This window comes from Lacibacterium aquatile, from assembly GCF_042683105.1.
In the GTDB taxonomy this organism is placed as follows: domain Bacteria; phylum Pseudomonadota; class Alphaproteobacteria; order Elsterales; family Elsteraceae; genus Lacibacterium; species Lacibacterium aquatile.
Window position 1 is genome coordinate 1 of record NZ_JBHUIP010000021.1, and the last position, 837, is coordinate 837.

Below are 837 nucleotides of genomic sequence, written 5' to 3' on the forward strand. Positions count from 1 at the left end.
CTTGGGTGGCTTTCCGGCGTCTTTGAGTTTCTGGTAGACGGCTTTGAAGGGGCCGCGTCTGGTGGCGGCGAGGGCAGCCATATAGAGGGCGTCGCGCACGCGTTTGCGGCCTCCCCAGATCCGTCTTTTGCCGCGCATGGTGCCGCTGTCGCAGGCGATGGGAGCCAGGCCTGCCAAGGCGCTGATGGCCCGGCGGTCGATGGTGCCGAGTTCGGGCAGGCGGGCCAATAAGACGCTGGCCGTTACCGATCCTATGCCCGGTGCCGAGGTGAGGATCCGGCTGTCCCGGTCGAGCGCGCCCGAGGAAGCGACCAGAGCCTTGATCCGCTTCTCCATGTCGGCGATCTCGGCTGTCAGGCTGTTGATCATCCGGGTCAGACTGTCCGCCAGCCAGGGAACCGGCCGAGCCTTGAGGCGGGTGCGCTCGGCCTTGCGCATCTCGACCAGTTCGTCCCGGCGAGCCACCAGAAACTGCAGCTCCTCGCGCTCGGGCGGCAGCGGGTCGGTCGGCAGCGGGTCGGGCGGCCGCAACGACAAAGCCGAGCCATAGGCCGCCAGCATGCGTGCATCGACCCGGTCTGTCTTGGCCAGAAAGCCTGCCGAGCGAGCAAACTCCCTGGCTTTGCGCGGGTTGGCCCGGTGATAGCGCACGCTCGCCTCCGACAGCCCCTTCATCAGGGGCGTGTCGAAAGGAGAGGTCGCCTCCAAAACCACAAAACTCTCAACCTCCTGGCTTAAGGCGACAACCGCTGCCACCCCAGCCTCATCATTACAAAAACGCAGCACACGGCCTGCGCCGGAAACCGCCACATCCAGGTGGGTCGATGAGATATCGAC

1 protein-coding gene is annotated in these 837 nt (G+C 65.7%); it reads right to left on the reverse strand.

Going from position 1 to position 837, the window contains the following annotated elements:
* Positions 1-837, reverse strand: an 837-nt coding sequence (locus ACFSM5_RS22015; protein WP_379879109.1) for an IS110 family transposase, incomplete at both ends; no start/stop codon positions are given.